Origin of the sequence: Streptomyces sp. NBRC 110035 (assembly GCF_000829695.1) — a bacterium.
GTDB lineage: Bacteria > Actinomycetota > Actinomycetes > Streptomycetales > Streptomycetaceae > Streptomyces.
This window is the reverse complement of the sequence record NZ_BBNN01000015.1, coordinates 236,237-252,875: the sequence shown is the minus strand read 5'-3', so window position 1 is coordinate 252,875 and position 16,639 is coordinate 236,237. Positions and strand designations below refer to the sequence as shown.

12 protein-coding genes and 1 tRNA gene are annotated in these 16,639 nt (G+C 72.6%); 7 read left to right on the top strand and 6 right to left on the bottom strand.

Annotation, left to right across the window (positions count from 1 at the left end):
* Nucleotides 1-203: 203 nt before the first annotated feature.
* Nucleotides 204-4,838 carry a PAS domain-containing protein gene (locus tag TU30_RS01215; protein ID WP_078878025.1) on the top strand — a complete coding sequence of 1,545 codons (4,635 nt, stop codon included), beginning with the start codon at nucleotides 204-206 and terminating at the stop codon, nucleotides 4,836-4,838.
* 239 nt (nucleotides 4,839-5,077) lie between these two features.
* On the opposite strand, the gene TU30_RS01210 is transcribed toward TU30_RS01215, so the two are convergent.
* The 3 genes from TU30_RS01210 to TU30_RS01200 form a co-directional block, all read right to left on the bottom strand.
* On the bottom strand, nucleotides 5,078-6,733 hold the full coding sequence (locus tag TU30_RS01210) for a long-chain fatty acid--CoA ligase (protein ID WP_042163864.1): 1,656 nt from the start codon (nucleotides 6,731-6,733) through the stop codon (nucleotides 5,078-5,080).
* Nucleotides 6,734-6,869: 136 nt separating this feature from the next.
* Nucleotides 6,870-7,430 carry a SigE family RNA polymerase sigma factor gene (locus tag TU30_RS01205; RefSeq protein WP_042163339.1) on the bottom strand — a complete coding sequence of 187 codons (561 nt, stop codon included), beginning with the start codon at nucleotides 7,428-7,430 and terminating at the stop codon, nucleotides 6,870-6,872.
* A gap of 514 nt (nucleotides 7,431-7,944) precedes the next feature.
* Nucleotides 7,945-8,271: a hypothetical protein gene (locus TU30_RS01200; RefSeq protein ID WP_042163337.1), complete on the bottom strand. Its 327-nt coding sequence runs from the start codon at nucleotides 8,269-8,271 to the stop codon at nucleotides 7,945-7,947.
* Nucleotides 8,272-8,630: 359 nt separating this feature from the next.
* Here TU30_RS01200 and TU30_RS01195 point away from each other — a divergent pair, with 359 nt between their 5' ends.
* The 3 genes from TU30_RS01195 (at nucleotide 8,631) to TU30_RS01185 (ending at nucleotide 10,608) form a co-directional block, all read left to right on the top strand.
* Entirely contained in the window at nucleotides 8,631-9,512 is an 882-nt protein-coding gene (locus tag TU30_RS01195; RefSeq protein ID WP_042163335.1) for a bifunctional DNA primase/polymerase, read from the top strand.
* A gap of 90 nt (nucleotides 9,513-9,602) precedes the next feature.
* Nucleotides 9,603-10,034, top strand: a complete 432-nt coding sequence (locus tag TU30_RS01190) for a hypothetical protein (RefSeq protein ID WP_042163333.1) — start codon at nucleotides 9,603-9,605, stop codon at nucleotides 10,032-10,034.
* A gap of 34 nt (nucleotides 10,035-10,068) precedes the next feature.
* Entirely contained in the window at nucleotides 10,069-10,608 is a 540-nt protein-coding gene (locus TU30_RS01185; RefSeq protein WP_042163331.1) for a DinB family protein, read from the top strand.
* 217 nt (nucleotides 10,609-10,825) lie between these two features.
* Here TU30_RS01185 and TU30_RS01180 read toward each other — a convergent pair whose 3' ends face one another.
* The 3 genes from TU30_RS01180 to TU30_RS01170 form a co-directional block, all read right to left on the bottom strand.
* Nucleotides 10,826-11,173: a DUF1330 domain-containing protein gene (locus tag TU30_RS01180; RefSeq protein WP_042163329.1), complete on the bottom strand. Its 348-nt coding sequence runs from the start codon at nucleotides 11,171-11,173 to the stop codon at nucleotides 10,826-10,828.
* A gap of 225 nt (nucleotides 11,174-11,398) precedes the next feature.
* A tRNA-Ser gene (locus tag TU30_RS01175) sits at nucleotides 11,399-11,485 on the bottom strand.
* Between the two features lie 65 nt (nucleotides 11,486-11,550).
* Nucleotides 11,551-13,122, bottom strand: a complete 1,572-nt coding sequence (locus tag TU30_RS01170; RefSeq protein ID WP_042163327.1) for a S1C family serine protease — start codon at nucleotides 13,120-13,122, stop codon at nucleotides 11,551-11,553.
* A gap of 310 nt (nucleotides 13,123-13,432) precedes the next feature.
* On the opposite strand from TU30_RS01170, the gene TU30_RS01165 reads away from it, so the two are divergent.
* The 3 genes from TU30_RS01165 to TU30_RS01155 all read left to right on the top strand — a co-directional run bounded on the left by TU30_RS01165 (nucleotide 13,433) and on the right by TU30_RS01155 (nucleotide 16,350).
* Nucleotides 13,433-14,260 carry a glycerophosphodiester phosphodiesterase gene (locus TU30_RS01165; RefSeq protein ID WP_042163862.1) on the top strand — a complete coding sequence of 276 codons (828 nt, stop codon included), beginning with the start codon at nucleotides 13,433-13,435 and terminating at the stop codon, nucleotides 14,258-14,260.
* A gap of 196 nt (nucleotides 14,261-14,456) precedes the next feature.
* Nucleotides 14,457-15,104 (top strand): ATP-binding protein, encoded by a 648-nt coding sequence (locus tag TU30_RS01160; RefSeq protein ID WP_042163325.1) that lies wholly within the window; start codon nucleotides 14,457-14,459, stop codon nucleotides 15,102-15,104.
* A 256-nt stretch (nucleotides 15,105-15,360) separates the two neighbouring features.
* Nucleotides 15,361-16,350 carry a DUF5926 family protein gene (locus TU30_RS01155; RefSeq protein WP_042163323.1) on the top strand — a complete coding sequence of 330 codons (990 nt, stop codon included), beginning with the start codon at nucleotides 15,361-15,363 and terminating at the stop codon, nucleotides 16,348-16,350.
* Nucleotides 16,351-16,639 lie beyond the last annotated feature (289 nt).

The window sequence follows — 16,639 nt, the reverse complement described above, 5'->3', positions numbered from 1 at the left end:
GGTTCGGGGCGCGGCGGGCCGGGCCGTGGCCGGTGACGGGCGGCGGAGGCGTTACATCACCGTCACGTTACGTGCGACCTCGGTCTCATCCGGCGTCGCGAGCGCAACCCCAGCCCTTAGACTCCCTCGCGTGACACGTTGAGGGCCGGTTGGCAAGATGGCCCGGCCGGTCGGCACGCAGCGGAACAGGAAGGAAGCGTCTCGTGAGCAGCAGGCCATCCCGAGGCACTGCTCGCCTCGCAGCCATACTGGACGCGCTTCCGGACGCCTTGGTGCTGGTCAACGCCAACGGGACGGTCGTCAACGCCAACAGCATCGCCCTCGAGGCCTTCGAGACCCCGGGCACGGCGCTGGTGGGGCGCGGGCTGCTCGACCTGCTGCCCGAGTTCGACTCCAAGCTCATCCCCGGCTCCATGCGCCGGCCCGACCACATCGACCCGCGGGCCCGTACCAAGCCGACGCGGATGGTCGCCCGGCGGACCGACGGAACCGAGTTCCCGGTCGAGGTCACCAGTGCGAATCTGGAGACCGGCCAACAGGCCTACGACAATTACGGCTACACCGGCGACGAACTGCTGATGCTCGTCGTACGCGATCTGTCCGGCACCGTGGACACCGAGGCCGAGCTGGCACGTTCGCAACGGCAGACCGAGATGATCCTGCGGGCCGCCGCCGAGGGCGTCGTCGGGACGGACACCGACGGGCGGATCGTCCTCGTCAACCCGGCCGCCGCCCAGATACTGGGCTACCGCGCCAGCGACCTCGGCGGACGTGAGCTGCACACCCTCGTCCTCCACTCGCGCGCCGACGGCTCCCCGTTCCCGTACGGCGAGTCCCCGCTCGCCGACACCCTGCGCTCCGGACGCAAGCACCGGGTGCGCGGGCAGGTGCTGTACTCCAAGAGCGGCGACAAGGTGTCGGTCGACCTGACGACCGCGCCGGTACGCGACGGCGACCAGCTCGTCGGCGCCGTCATGACCTTCACCGACCGGCGTCCGTACGACACGCTCCTCAAGGAGAAGGAAGCGGCCGAGCGGCAGCACGCCGAGGAACTGGAGCGGCTCGCCGACGAGCACGCCTCGGAGCTCACCGCCCTGCGCCAGAACCACGTCCGCGAGCTGGAGGAACTGCAGGAGGCGCACACCGAGGAACTCGCCGCGAACGAGGAGCGGTACGCCGCGCTCGGCGAGCGGGAGAAGGACCGCTTCGAGGCCCTCACCGGCCGGCACGAGCAGCTGCTGACACTGCTCGGGCAGTCCCTCAGGAGCCCGCTGGAGGAACTCCGCCGCGACCTGGCCGCGCTGGCCGCCGACGACGCCGGACAGCTGTGGCCCGAGGCCAACCAGGTGCTCCACCACCTGTCGGCCGGGTACTCCCGGATCAACACCCTCATCGACAACGTCCTCGGCTTCCAGCGGCTCGACTCCGGGACGGAGAAGATCACCCGTACGAAGGCGATGCTCGACGCCGTCGTCGCCGCCGGTGTCGACGGGGCCGTGGAACTCATCGGGCCCGGCCGGGTGCAGTTCGCCGTGCACGCGCCGCCCATCGAGGCCGAGGTCGACGCGCGGCTGCTCGCCACTGCCCTCGCCCACCTCGTCGCGGATGTCGCGGGTGTCGACGCCACCGGCAACACTCCCGTGTCGGCGGGCGGTTACCTGGACAACACGGTCGTGGTCGCGGCGGCACAGCGCGGCGAGGTCGTACGCATCGAGGTGCGCGGGCCGTACAGCGGCGGCGACCCGGTGCACGAGCCGGTCGTGCGCGGGATCGTACGGGCGCACGGCGGGGTGCTGCAGACGCACGAGGTACCGGGGATGAGCGGCAGCGCGTTCGTCCTCGAGGTGCCCATCGGGGCCGGTGCGGGTGTCGTCGCCGCAGGCCAGCCGCCTGCCCAGCTCGCGCTGCCCGCCGGAGTGCCGGCGGCCGAGGAGCCGGGCGTGGCACCGGTGCCGGGAGCCGTGCCAGGTGCGGCTCCGGCCGGGGAGGCCGCCGCTGTGGCGGGCGGTCAGCAGGGTTCCGGTGGCGGACGGCGGAGGGCCCGACGGTCCTCGGTGGACGCGTTCCTGGACAGCGAGGTGCCGGGAGCCGACGCCGGCCCGGACGCCACGGCACCCACCGGCCGGCGCAGGCGCCGGGCGGCCGCGGAAGCCGCGGAGCCCGTACAGGCTCCGGCTCAGCCGTCCGGCGGGACCGGACGGCGGCGCGGCCGGCCGGCCGAGGGCACGGAGGCCGCTGCAGCCGCTGTCGTCCCGGGGGCAGGTGCGGGTGCGGGTGGGGCTGTCGGCGCGATCGGCTCCGGGGCCGGAGTGTCCGAGGGCGCCGTTGTCATGGCCGCCGAGTACGCGGCGGGGTCCGCCGCGTCGAACACCGGGCTGGGCGGGACCGTACCGCCGCAGGGCGTACCCGTCCCCGCCGGGGGGCAGCGTGCCCGGCAGGCCTCCGGTGAGCAGCACGCCCTGCCGCCCGCGTTGCCCGCGGTGGGCAGCGGGGACGGGACCGCCGGTGCCTCCCAGGGGCAAGGGCAGGAGCCCGACCAGGGGGAGGGGCAGCAGCCCCAGGGGGCCGGGCGACGCCGGCGTGCGCTTGCGGCGGCGACCGAGCGGGCGGCGGCGCAGGAGGCCGCGCCCCGTACGGTGTTCGCCCTGCCGCCCGCCGAGGCGGACCAGGGGGACCAGGAACAGGCCGGGGCTGTCGGCGCGGTCGGGCGGAGCCCGGAGCAGGGCCCCGCGCAGGGGCCGGCTCCCGTGGCGGTGCCCGGACCGGCTGCTTCCGGGGACGCGCTGATCGACGGGGGGCGCCATGACGCCGTCCCGCACGACCAGCCCGACGATCACACTCCTCCGCAGCCGCACCCCACCAGTGCCCCGACCGGCCGCCGACGACGGGCCGCCGCCCAGCCGGCCGAGCAGGACGCGGCACCTTCACCGGCGCAGGCCGCTCAGGTCCAGGCCCCGGGGGCTCCGGTCCAGGCTCCGGGGGCTCCGGCCGGAGGTGCCGCCCAGCCGGCTCCCGTACCGGTCGCACCGGTGCAGGGGACCGCCCCACAGGGAGCGGCCGTTCCGTCGGCGGTTCCGTCGGCCGTTCCGTCGGCGGTTCCGTCGGCGGTTCCGTCGGCCGTTCCGTCGGCGGTTCCGCCGCAGGGCATCACGGGGCAGGGGCACACGGCCGCCGTCCCGGGACAGATGCCGGCACCGGCATCCCACGACCAGCCGCAGGCGGCCTCCGCCGGACAGCCGCTGCCCCAGCCGGCAGCGCCACCGCCCGCCCCCCAGGGGCAGCCCCCGGCACAGGACCAGGCGCAGCCCGTCGTCCCGGCCGCGGAGCAGCCCGCCGCCGTGGCCCAGCCGCTGCCCGCCGAGGCCGCGCCCGGTCAGGGAACTCCGCCCCAGGGCACCCCGTCCGCGCAGCCTCCGTGGCCCGCCCCCGGTGACACCTCCGGTGCCGGAACTCCCGTACCGCCGAACGGCATGCCGACGCCTGTGCCCGCACCGGCCGCCCCGCTGCCTCCCGAGAACGCGGCGCCCGCGCAGCGGGTCGCCCAGCCGCTCCCCGTCGAAACGGGTCCACCGTCGGTGCCGGTGGACCCGAACTCGACCCAGGGGCGTGCGTTCAGCGTGCGCACGCTGGGGCAGGGCGTGCCGTTCACCCGGCAGGCCGCCCAGGTCCAGCAGCCGCTGCCGTCGGCCACGCCTCCCCCGCATCAGCCGGGCGGCTCGGGCCGCCGCCGCAAGCTCGGTACGCGCCCCGACCCGGCCACGAGCCAGGAGCAGAGCGCGCACCCGCACGCGGCGACCGGCTCCGCCCCCACCCAGCGGCAGGCCCAGGCAGCGCCCCCACAGCCTCAGCCGCAGCCCTCGTCACAGCCCCAGGCCCAGGCCCAGCCGCAGCCCCCGTCACAGCCCCAGCACTCGATCGCCGGTCAACCAGGGCAGCCGGGGCAGCCGGGGCAGCCGGGCCAGTCACGGCTCACGCCCACGACCGAGGGCACGGGACGCTCGTACGCCATAGGAGCGCCGGACGCGGACGCGGCCGAGGGACCCGAGCCGCTGGACGGTCCGGGCGGGGCCGTCGAGGTGGCGGACCCCCCTCGTCCGCAGCCGATGGACGACGAACTGCCGCCCGAGCCCTTGGACAACCCGCGCCGGCTGCTGGTGTGGCCCGCGCCGGACGTCGCCACGCAGCAGGCGCTGAGCGACCGCGGCTACCGGCCGGTGATCGTGCACTCGCGCGAGGAGGTCGACGCCCAGATCGCGGCGTTCCCCGCCGCGCTGTTCGTGGATCCGCTGACCGGGCCGATCACCCGTACGGCGCTCCAGTCGCTGCGGACGGCGGCGGTGGCCGCCGACGTACCGGTGCTCGTCACGGCCGGGCTGGGGCAGGCCTCGCGCGATGCCGCCTACGGCGCCGATCCCGCGGTACTGCTGAAGGCCCTCGCGCCGCGGGACAGCGAGCAGCATCCGCCGCGGGTGCTGCTGGTCGAGGAGCACGCGGAGATCGCGCTCGCGCTGACCGGGACGCTGGAACGGCGCGGCATGCAGGTCGCGCGGGCCGCGGGTGACGCGGACGCGGTGGCGCTGGCGGGGCAGTTCCGGCCGAACCTGGTGGTGATGGACCTGATGCAGGTACGCCGTCAGCAGGCCGGGATCGTCGACTGGCTGCGGGCGAACGGGCAGCTCACCCGCACCCCGCTCGTCGTCTACACCGCCGCCGTCGACCAGGGGGACCTGCCACGGCTGGCCTCCGGCGAGACGGTGCTGTTCCTCGCGGAACGCTCCACGAGCGACGAGGTGCAGGACAGGATCGTCGACCTGCTGGCCCGCATCGGCACCAACTGAGGCGCGCCGGGTACGGACCGAGTACGGACCGGGTACGGACCGGGTACGGACCGGGTACGGACCGGGGTGCCGCGCCTCCCCTCCGGGCGCAGGCCGTGCGTGGCCCCGCGCACACCGGCCCCGCGCACACCGGTCCGACGCACACCGGCCCCGCGCACGTCGGTCCGGTGACCGGCCGACGTATGCGGGGCGCGTCATGGTGTGTCCGGCGCGCGCAGGGGTGCGCGCGCCGGAGCGCGTCAGAGCCGGGTGATGTCCAGCGTGCCCTCGGCGTACCGCCTGCGCAGCACCTTCTTGTCGAACTTGCCGACGCTCGTCTTCGGCACCGACTCGATCACCGTCCAGCGCTCGGGCAGCTGCCACTTGGCGATCCTGCCCTCGCCGGCGAGGAACTCGCGCAGCGTGGTGAAGTCCGCGGTGGAGCCCTCCTTGAGGACGACGGTGGCCAGCGGGCGCTCGCCCCACTTGTCGTCCGGGACGGCGACGACGGCGGCCTCGGCGACGTCCGGGTGGGACATCAGCGCGTTCTCCAGATCGACGGAGGAGATCCACTCGCCGCCGGACTTGATGACGTCCTTGGCCCGGTCGGTGAGGGTGAGGAAGCCGTCGGGCGAGATCGTGCCGACGTCGCCGGTCTTCAGCCAGCCGTCCTCGCTGAACTTGTCCGCGGGGCGCAGGGGTTCGGCGTCGGTGCCGTTGTAGTAGGCGCCGGCGATCCAGGGGCCGCGCACCTCCAGCTCGCCCGCGGACTCGCCGTCCCAGGGGAGGCGTTCGCCGCCGGGGCCGGTGAGCCGGGCCTCGACCCCGGCCGGGAAGCGACCCTGGGTCAGGCGGTAGGTGAACTCCTCGTCGGTGCCCACGGCGTGGGCCGGCGGGCGGGCGATGGTGCCGAGCGGGGAGGTCTCCGTCATGCCCCAGGCGTGGCAGACCCGCATGCCCATCCGGTCGAACGCCTCCATCAGGGAGGGCGGACAAGCAGAGCCGCCGATGGTGACCTGGGTGAGGGAGGAGACGTCCCGCGGCTTGGCCAGCAGTTCGGCCAGCAGGCCCTGCCAGATGGTGGGGACGGCGGCGGCGTGGGTCGGACGCTCGCCCTCGATCATCTCGGCGAGCGGTGCGGGCTGCAGGAAGCGGTCCGGCATCAGCATGTTGACACCGGTCATGAAGGTGGCGTGCGGCAGACCCCAGGCGTTGACGTGGAACTGGGGGACCACCACCAGTGAGGTGTCCTGATCGGTCAGCCCCATCGACTCGGCCATGTTGACCTGCATCGAGTGCAGGTAGATCGAACGGTGGCTGTAGGCCACTCCCTTGGGGTCCCCGGTCGTGCCCGACGTGTAGCACATGGCCGCGGCGGCACGCTCGTCCAGCTCGGGCCAGTCGTAGGCGGTGGGCTTCCCGGCGATCAGGTCCTCGTACTCGTGCACCCGCATCTGCGCCTGCGCCGCGGCGTCCGCCAGCGCGGAACGGTCCCCGGGGCCGGACACGACGACGTGTTCGAGCGACTTCAGGTGCGGCAGCAGCGGAGCGAGCAGCGGGATCAGCGAACCGTTGACCAGGGCCACCCGGTCGGCGGCGTGGTCGACGATCCACACGAGCTGCTCGGCCGGAAGACGGAGGTTCAGGGTGTGGAGCACCGCGCCCATGGAGGGGATCGCGAAGTACGCCTCGACATGCTCGGCGTTGTTCCACATGAGGGTCGCGACCCGTTCGTCGCCGGTCACTCCGAGATCGTCGCGCAGGGCATGGGCCAGCTGCGCCGCTCGGGTGCCGATCTCCGCGTAGGAACGGCGGTGCGGCTCGCTCCCGCCGGTCCAGGTGGTCACCTGTGACGTGCCGTGGATCGCCGCCCCATGGGTCAGGATCCTCGAGATCAGCAGCGGTACGTCCTGCATGGTGCTCAGCACGGCGTCCTCCCGGGCGACATTGCCTACGCGGCGGTAACGGATGTGCTGATTCTGCGCACATACCGCGTGGTATGTCACTAGAGGAGCGGATGATCGATCACATGCCGCGAAACGACATGTCGGTTCAGGACCGAACAAGCCCCAGCTCGGCGTCGTCCCGCAGCTTGCCGAGCGCCCTGGACACGGCCGACTTCACCGTTCCCACCGATACGCCGAGCACCTCGGCCGTCTGAACCTCACTGAGGTCCTCGTAGTACCGCAGGACGACCATGGCGCGCTGCCGCGCGGGCAGCCGCATGATCGCCCGCCACATCGCGTCACGCAGCGCCTGCCGCTCGGCCGGGTCGTCGGCCGCGGACACCGGGTCCGGCTCGGGGAGTTCCTCACAGGCGAACTCGTCCACCTTCCGCTTGCGCCACTGCGACGTCCGGGTGTTCAGCAGCGCCCGGCGCACATAGCCGTCGAGCGCACGGTGGTCCTCGATGCGCTCCCAGGCGACGTACGTCTTGGCGAGCGCGGTCTGCAGCAGGTCCTCCGCGTCGCTCGGATTCCCGGTCAGGGACCGGGCGGTACGCAGGAGCGCCGGCTGGCGGGCCCTCATGTACGACGAGAACGACGGGTACGGGAGGGTCTGCGTCACTGGAGCAGCGGCGTCCGAGGCGCTGGTGCAGACGGGTGTGGTCATGGCTCAACGCTATGAGCGGGGTGCGTCCGGCGGATCGGCCGCAGGTCCCGAAGCCGCGTCCCCCTCAGGTTGTAGGGGGAGCGCCCGCTGCACCTCCTGAAGGTGGACGAGCGGTGGAGAGCCCCTGCGGGTTCACCCCTGGGGAAAGCACACCGGCACCCCGGGGCCTCCCCCCGTTCCCCAAGGGTGTTCCCCGGCGCCCCGGGCGCCCCCCGCGCCCTGAGCGCCGAGGCCGGCACGCCCGCACCCTCCCCCACGAGAGCCGCCTCTCGTACGACTTCACCGCGCCTCGAACGCATCCGACGCCCCAAGCCCCCGGCGGCCCCCAACCCCCTCCCCGTCGGCCCCGCTCACGCGCCCCCTTCGCCGTCCCGCATCGCCTCCCCCTGCGCCCCTCTGCGAACCCGCCCCCACGAGACGTGTGCGCGGCGACGACGAAGTACCGGCGCACACACGCCCCGCACCCCACGAAGCACACTCCGCACAGCCGCAAGAGGGCCACTGCCCCCTCACCTCACCACCACAGCGGGGTGAAGCCGATCGCCACGTTGTCGTTGCCCTGGTTGACGGCCGTGAACGCGGATCCGTTGACCTGGGCGGTGTTGCTCTGGTTCGAGGCACCGGAACCGACGGCCTGCTGCTGCGAGGTGGCCGAGGTGCCGAAGTTGTCCCCGCCGACGCCGCTGCCGACCACGCCCGCCGTGGCACTCGCGGCCGTGGCACTCGAGCCGTCCTCCGCGAGAGCGCCGTTGTCCGCCGCCGCGACACCGGTGAAGAGGGCTGCCGCCAGCGGAAGGGCGGAGACGGCGGCGACGACGCGGGCGGTACGGATGCTTGCCATGTTGTGTTTCCTCCAGAACCAAGGACGCACCGGCCCATGACCGCGTGTGCCCGATGTACGGCTGCCACCAGGGAAGTTGGCCGACCGCCCCGGGCTGTACTCGACGTCGCAAGATCAGGATTGCCCACCGGACCCCCGTGAACCACCCCTGAAGCCATCATTCGCACGCAAGCGTGAGGACAAGTCGATAAACCCCTACTCGCCCCCCAATCCGCCTCCTCCGCCCGACAAGGGCACCTCCACTCCAAGCCCGACAAGAGGTGAAGCGTTCCGGCGCTTTTCCCGCCAACCGCGCGAACCCTGGCGTGTCGCTCCACCTCCCCCTTCTTTTATTCGAACGTGCGTACGAAAATAGAAGCATGGCCACCACCGACCGGCAGGCCACGACGCCGGCCCTCGCACACGCCCTGTCCGCCGCCGAGCGCGGACTGGCCGTCATCCCGCTGTCCCGGACGAAACTCCCCGCACTGCGTTCTCCGCACCACGACGAACCCGGCCCCCGCCCCGGCCCCACCACCCGCTGTCGCGGCGAGTGCGGCCGCTTCGGACACGGTGTCCACGACGCCTCCACCGACCCCGCCCGCATCCGCGCACTGTTCGCCGCCGCCCCCAGGGCCACCGGCTATGGCATCGCCTGTGGCCTTCCGCCGCACCACCTGATCGGCGTCGACCTGGACACGAGGAGCAGCGCCGACTCCTCCGCCGCCCTGCGCGAGCCGGCCCTGCGCCACCTGTTCACGATCCCCGCCACCGTGGTCGTCCTGACCCCCAGTGGCGGCCGCCACCTGTGGCTCAGCGGCCCGCCGGACGTCGTCGTCCCCAACTCCGCGAGCCGGCTCGCCCCCGGCATCGACATCCGGGGCGCCGGCGGCTACCTGGCCGGCCCGGGTTCCCGTACGGACCACGGCACGTACACCGCCGCCCCGGGAACCGCCCACCTCGCCCCCGCCGCGTGCCCACCCGCCCTCCTGCGACTCCTGCTGCCTCCGCCCCGCGCCCACCACCCCACGCCCCCGGCAGCCGGCGGTCACGGGCAGGGACTCGTCCAGTTCGTCCTCGCCGCACACCAGGGCCAGCGCAACACCCGCCTGTTCTGGGCGGCCTGCCGCGCCTACGAGGACGGCATCGGCCCCGCCCTGGTGGCCCCCCTGGTCGAGGCGGCCCTCAACACCGGCCTGACCGAACGCGAGGCCCGCGCGACGATCGCCTCGGCAGCCCGCACGACAGGCCACCACCCCTGACAACAAGGCACAGCCCGCCCCGCCCTCCCCCTCCCCCTCCCCACGGAAAACCGAAAGCCCCGGATGCACCACCGCCCTGGAGTGCCGACCATGTCACTCACGCGCGTCGTCCTCGCCTCAGGCCGCTCGGTCGACCTCTCCGAGCTGCGGATGTCGTCGACGTACGGCGGCATGCTCGAGGGCTACCCGTGCAAGCCCCTCAACGACCGGAAGATCACCTCGGCGCTGCGGTCCGCCGAAGACGCCTTCCCCGGAACCCCGGTCCACCTGGTTCCGCCCCCGCGCGAGCACCCGGACCAGTACGCAGGCGCCTTCGGCCCTGTGGAGGTCATCCCCGCCGTGACCTGCCTGGGCCACTTCCGCTCCGAGGCCCTCGACCCCGCCCACGACCGCGCCCTGTACCGCTCCCGCCTCACCGTCGTCTGGTTCCAGCCGGCCGCCCACGTACCGTCGGGCCACGACACGGAGCCCGCACTGCAGGAGGTGTCCTGGGAACGACTGGCCGAGGACGAGGAGATCTGACCGCACACCCCGCACACCCCTGGAAAGCCCTCGAATGAGCACACCCGCCCCTGCCCCCGCCCCTGTGTCGCGAACAGAACTGCTGCGATGGCAGTTCGAACTGACCTGGTCCCTGTTCGAGTACCACCTGGAGCGACTGGAGCCGGACGACTTCCTGTGGGAGCCCGCCGTCCGCTGCTGGACGATGCACCGTTCCGCCGACGGAACCTGGGTACCGGACTGGGCGGAGACCGAGCCCGACCCCGTCCCCACCATCGCCTGGGTCAGCTGGCACATCGGCTGGTGGTGGAGCGTGACCCCGGACCACACGCGCGGACGCCCTCCCCGGGAACGGACCGACATCACCTGGCCCGGCGAGGGGTCGGCGACCGTCCAGTGGCTGCGCGGCCTGCGGACGGAGTGGCTCGCGACCCTGGACAACCTCACCGACACCGACCTGGACACCACGGCGCCCTTCCCCTGGCCGGACGCCCCGGAGTGCACCCTGGCCCACACGGTCGCCCGGGTGAACACCGAACTCCTGAAGAACGCGACAGAAATCGGCCAGCTCCGCATGCTCAGAGCCGCGTCCTGACCACAGGATGGCCGCACGTGCTGCAGACCGGGCCCACGCAAGCATGGACCCGAGCGGAGGCGGTGGGATGCGAAGCCCACGGTGACCTCACAACCCACGGCGACATCGCTGCCACGACGGTTCCAGGAGGGACGGCACCCGTTGGCCTGCCCCGGTCACGTGAGACTCCGCCACTCTCGCTTCGTCCTCTGCCGCTGGGCCCGGCCGAGCCCGAGGGCTACTCGGCCGGCAGGGCCTCCCGCATCGCCTCTACGGCGGCACCCGGGTCGTAGGCCTCGAGGACGCCTTCGACCAGGATGATGTCGCCCTCGATGTGCCGAGAGCGCAGCGGTGCGATCTCCCGGTACGCGGGTGAGCACCACCAGGCCCGCGCCTCGACGATCCCTGGAAAGCCGATCATCACGACGTGCCCGGGCCAGCTGCCCTCCTTCACCTCGTGCTGCGTGGCGTGCACAAGGTAACGGCCGCCATGCGGCTCGAAGGTGGCGGGGAGCCGCTCGATGTACTCGGCGATCTCCGGGTGCGGGGCGGCCTCTCGCAGGTGAGCTATGGCGTAGGCGGGCATGACGTCCTTCCGGCCGGTCGGGCTCCGTACGCCGAGAGCGTGCCACGCCGACGCGCAGGGATCGATTACCTGACGGGGAAGCGCGTCCCGCAGCGCGCGCTGACGGCTCCCACACCCCATGCCTGCCGGACCGGACGGAACCCACGGGGAACAGCGGTCGGGCACGGGACATGGGGGACGAGAGCGGCCCCCGACCGTTCGTCCCGGTCAGGGGCCACTCACGTGCGGAGGCGGTGGGATTTGAACCCACGGTGACATCGCTGCCACGACGGTTTTCAAGACCGTTCCCTTAGGCCGCTCGGGCACGCCTCCCCGCGCTCGCCGGGTGATCGGCGGCGCGGGGACAAGGGTAACGGGTCGGTGCGGGCGCGGTGGGATCAGCTGTCGCCGACGCGGGAGCCCAGGGTGAGTTCCGTGGTCTGCTCCTTGCCGTCGCGCTCGTAGGTGAGGGTGACCTCGTCGCCCGGCTTGTGGGTCCAGATCTCACCGATCAGGGTGGGCCCGGAGTCGATGACGCGGTCGTCGAGCTTGGTGATGACGTCACCGGGCCGCAGGCCGGCCTGGTCGGCGGGGCCATCGGGGTCGACCGCCTCGGAGCCGCCGGCGCCCTGGTCGGTGATCTTCGCCCCGCCCGTGCCTTCCTCCAGGGAGACCGACGCGCCGATCTTGGCGTACACCGGCTTGCCCGTCTTGATCAGTTCCTGGGCGACGTACTTGGCCTGGTTGATCGGGATGGCGAAGCCCAGGCCGATGGAGCCGGCCTGGCCGGTGCCGAAGCCGCCGTTGCTGGTGGACTGGATGGCGGAGTTGATACCGATGACGTTGCCCTGGGCGTCCAGCAGGGGTCCGCCGGAGTTGCCCGGGTTGATCGAGGCGTCGGTCTGCAGGGCGCTCATGTACGAAGCCTGGCTGCCGGCGCCGTCGCTGGAGGCCACCGGGCGGTTCTTCGCGCTGATGATGCCGGTCGTCACCGTGTTGGACAGGCCGAACGGGGCGCCGATGGCGATCGTCGAGTCGCCTACGGCGACCTTGTCGGAGTCGCCCAGGGTGAGGGGCTTCAGGTTCGAGGGGGCGTTCCCCAGTTTGATGACCGCGACGTCGTAGCCCTGGGCGTTGCCGACCACCTCGCCGTCGTACTTCTTGCCGTCCGGGAAGGTCACCGCGACCTTGCCGCCGTCCACGGCGTCCGCCACCACGTGGTTGTTGGTGACGATGTGCCCCTGGGTGTCGAACACGAATCCCGTGCCGGTCCCGCCCTCACCGCTGCTGCTCTCCGCCTCGATGGTGACCGTGCTCGGCAGCGCCTTGGCGGCCACGCCCGCAACCGTACCCGGGTCGCGCTTGACGTTGCCGCCGCTGGTCGACGACGAGACGGTCGTCGAGCCGTTGCTGTCGTTGTTCTTGGCCAGCGTGTAGCCGAGGCCGCCGCCCAGACCGCCCGCCATCAGCGCGGCCAGCAGGACCGTGGCGATCAGGGGGCCACGCCTGCCGCCTTTCTTCGGTGCCGGCGGCTGCTGGTAGGAAGCGCCCCAGCCGTCCGCGCCGTGACCGGCGCCGCCGTCGTACGACGGGGTGCCCTGCGCCGGGGGCGGGGGCCAGGAGGCGTCGGGCGGGGAGGAGGCTCCCGGCGGAGGGGCGGCTTGGGGCTGCTCCTGGGCGCCGTAGCCTCCCTGGCCGGTGTGGGCGGCCTGGGCGGCAGGACCGGCCGGCTCTCCGTATCCGCCGTGGTCGCCGCCTCCGTATGCCGGGTACTGCGACGAGCCGTGGCCCTGTGCCGCTCCCGGCGCGTTCGGCGGGACCGGGGGCAGGGGGGTCGTCGGGCTGTCCCCGTCCAAAGCCTGACGCTCCGGGTGCGCCTGAGCAGCAGGAGCATCCACCGGCGCGGGCGGTACGGACGGGGCCGGGGGTACCGATGCGCCCTCGTTTGTGCCCTCGTTCTCGGTGCTCACAGCTCTCTCTCCTCGATCCACGGCTGTTGTTCCAGGTCGCACTCGGTCACGCTCATTCACGCTCGTTCACGCATGTCGACGAGTCCGGCGCGCTTCAGCTGTGCATGTCTCTTTGTATGACGTCAGCTTTTCCCATGGGCCGTCAGGGCACCATAAGCCGTTCCTGTGGGTGCGAGGCCCTTCCTTATACAGGGCATTGCTCACCAAGGGTGCACCATCACCGCGCCTCCGATCAGATCTCCGCGTCGACCTGCCCGTCGCCACCCACACGACCGCGCAGGTACCCCCCATGCGATGGCACCATGACGCGGTGACCCATGCACGTCAACGTCCGCCCCAGGTCGTCGCCCACCGCGGAGCCTCCGAGGACGCCCCCGAGCACACTCTGGCCGCGTACCGCAAGGCGGTCGAGGACGGTGCGGACGCGCTCGAATGCGATGTACGTCTGACCGCGGACGGTCATCTCGTCTGCGTTCACGACCGCCGCGTCAACCGTACGTCCAACGGCCGCGGCGCGGTGTCGGCGCTGGAGCTGTCCGACCTGTCCACCCTGGACTTCGGCTCCTGGAAGACGCGCGACCCGCTCAGGGGGCGGGTCGAGGAGCCCGACTGGGAGCACAGGCCGGAGGACCGGGAGGCGACCTCCGTCCTCACCCTGGAGCGGCTGCTGGAGCTTGTCGCCGACGCCGACCGCCGGGTGGAGCTGGCGATCGAGACCAAGCACCCCACACGGTGGGCGGGGCAGGTGGAGGAGCGGCTACTGCTCCTGCTGAAGAGGTTCGGCCTGGACGCTCCCGGCTCCCCGGAGGAGTCACCGGTACGCGTGATGAGTTTCTCCGCACGGTCGCTGCATCGCGTGCGCGCCGTCTCGCCCACCCTGCCGACGGTCCACCTCATGCAGTTCGTCTCGCCCCGCCTGCGCGAGGGGCGGTTGCCGGAAGGGGTGCCGATCGCGGGACCCTCGATCCGGATCGTCCGCAGCCACCCCGCCTACATCGAGCGCCTGAAGCAGGCCGGCCACCAGGTACACGTGTGGACCGTGAACGATCCCCAGGACGTGGACGCCTGTGCCGCCCTCGGAGTCGACGCCATCATCACCAACCGCCCCCGCGCGGTGCTCGACCAACTGGGCCGCTGAGCGGCACGGGACGGATCGGCCGGGCGGGCGGGTCCGTGCGGCCCGTGCAGTCCGCACCGTCCACGCCGCCCGTGCAGGACTCTTGACCGCGGGCCCCCTCTCACTCCATCCTCACATCTCGGCCACATCGACGAAATCCAGCCATCTGACTACGCGGAGTGCTCCGGCGCATTCGGTACGTGCTCGGTTGTTTCGAGTGCGTCACCGCACATGGATGGGCCGGTTTCCGGTTCAGACCCATGGGGCATTCACACCGTGGCGTGGGGCGAAGGAGGTCTCGGGGGTGGCGTTGGTGGTGGCACAGGAGGTGCCCGCGTCGTCGAGCATGGCCGTATCCCATGGCCCTGCGGACGTGGGGAAGGCAAGGCGCCGCATGCGCCTGCAGTTGCGCGACGGCGGCGTGGCGGAGACGGTCATCGACGATGCCGTACTGATCCTTTCCGAACTGCTGAGCAACGCCTGCAAACACGGCAGACCCCTGGGTGACGCCCTGGCCGGGGACGGTGACATCCGCGCGGCCTGGCAGGTGGATCCCCGCGGCCGGCTCATCGTGGAGGTCACGGACGGCGGAGGCCCGACCCGGCCTGCGCCGGCGACCCCGTCGGTCACCGCGCACGGCGGCCGGGGGCTGAACATCATCGCGGCCCTGGCCGACGACTGGGGCGTACGCGACGAGGTGCCGGGCGAAGTCACGGTATGGGTCGTCGTCCACGACGACGTGTACGACCCGGACGCCGGACACCGGCGCGACGACTTCGCCGCGCGGGTGACGGCCCCCACGACATCCGATATGCCCGAGATGTCGGACCTGGAGTTCGTGGACGCCTTCGACCGCCTCGACTGACCGGCGCACGCGCGCGGCGATCCCTCACGGCCGCCCCCCCCGGCCGCCCCGCGCGGTCGTCCACCGTCGGCTCGGCCGCTTCGGCCTCCGTCAGCCGTCTCGCGGTGGCCTCGCGGCCGCCTCGCGCGGCCCCGCTCCCGTAACTGCGTGCACGTCGCCCACAGGCGGCACGTTGTCCACAGGGTCCCTTCGGCCTCGTCCTGAACGGCTAGGCTCCCGCCCGTACGAGACGAGCCGTAACCGGGAGACACCCACGATGGCCAAGAAGCGCCCCCAGACCAAGGCCAAGCGCCCGCAGCCTACGGACGGAGCCCGCGCCGCAGGCGCCGACGGGAACTTTCCGGTCGTCGGCGCCCGCGAGCCCTGCCCCTGCGGCAGCGGCCGCCGCTACAAGGCCTGCCACGGCCGCGCCGCCGCACACGCCGCGACCGAACTGGTGCAGCGCCCGTTCGAGGGAGTACCGGGCGAGTGCGACTGGGTGGCGCTGCGCGAACTGGTGCCGGCGGCCACCGCCGAGCTGCCCCTCAAGGACGGCCTGCCCGACGGCGTCCCGTCGGTCACCCTGGCCACCGTGCTGCCGATGGCCTGGCCCGCGCTGCGCCGTGACGACGGCTCGGTCCTGCTCGGCCTGCAGAACGACACCTCGTCCGGTGACATCAGCCGCGACCTCGCCGACACCCTTCAGCGGGCGCTCACCGCCGCTCCGGGGACCCCGGTACAGGCCCGCCGCGCTCCGGCCGAGGGACCCCGGCTGCAGGACCTCCTCGACCCCGAGGGCACGTTCGAGCCGGTGGTGCACAGCGGCTTCGAGTTCTGGGTCCCCGACCCGGAGAACGCCACCCCGGACGTGACCGCCTCCCTGGAGCGGGCCAACGCGGCGGCCATCCCGACCGTCAAGCTCTCGGGCGTGGACTCCGCGTACTGGTGCGAGACGCCCGAGAAGAACCATCTGCGGTGGGTCATGCCGCACCCCGAGGAGCGGCTTCTGGACGCCTTGGCGCGGCTGCACGCGGCAGGCCGCTCCTCCTTCGGCGAGGGGACCCGCCTCGTGGGCTCCTTCCGCGCTCACGGGCTCATCGTCCCGGTCTGGGACCTGCCCAGCGGGGTCGGGGCCGAGGACGTGGAGAAGCCGGCGACCGAGTTCGCCGAGCGCCTCGCCGCGGCCCTGGCCACCGACGCCCCGCTCACCGGCGACGAGCGCCGCGCACGCGGTGGCCTGACCAACCGCCAGGTCACCCTCAGCTGAGGCACGGGCACGCTTCCCGGTCGCGCCGACTGCCCGGTCCGTGCGACCGCCCGGTCCATGTGACCGGCTTCGTCCACAACTCCCGGTGAAGACAAGCCAGTCGGTGACCGGAAAAGCTGAGATCGAATTTGCTAACCGCCGATCTCTTGTTACCGTTCCAGTAGCCCGGTTGCTGGTGCATCCCCCGTCGCCAGCAACCGGGTCTTCGCTTGACCGCGATTCTTCACAGCACACGGTCGCGCCTCCACCACCGGTTCCCCCTGAACGGCTGCTCCCGGAGCGCAGGTCG